Source organism: Pseudomonas sp. 2822-17, from assembly GCF_002742485.1.
In the GTDB taxonomy this organism is placed as follows: domain Bacteria; phylum Pseudomonadota; class Gammaproteobacteria; order Pseudomonadales; family Pseudomonadaceae; genus Aquipseudomonas; species Aquipseudomonas cyclaminis.
This window is the reverse complement of record NZ_LJRZ01000624.1, coordinates 1-288: the sequence shown is the minus strand read 5'-3', so window position 1 is coordinate 288 and position 288 is coordinate 1. Positions and strand designations below refer to the sequence as shown.

General features: G+C 38.5%; 1 protein-coding gene. It reads right to left on the bottom strand.

Features of this window, described 5'->3' with window-relative positions; all coding sequences use genetic code 11:
- Positions 1–288 (bottom strand): hypothetical protein (locus tag AOA60_RS33450; RefSeq protein WP_218240783.1); only part of this gene is annotated, 288 nt, incomplete at both ends.

The following is a 288-nucleotide window of genomic DNA, read 5'->3' as shown; positions in this document are numbered from 1 at the left end:
AGTATGGGTCTGCTGCTTCGGCGAACTTATGAACTAGCAATTCAAATCCATAAGGCGCTTGATCTATTAGTTCAAAGTCATGCTTTATAAAAATATCTTTACTAGGTGTCCACGAAGTTTCAGGGTTCGTAATGACTATTACACCGTTTTTATTTTGGGCTCTCGCATCTTCAATACATCTATTAATGAGTTTTGACGCATGCCCTTTTCCCGTCACATGTACCCACAAGCAGTGAATAACCAAATAATTCTCTCCATATACCACTCTTGAAGAAGATTCAATTGGTG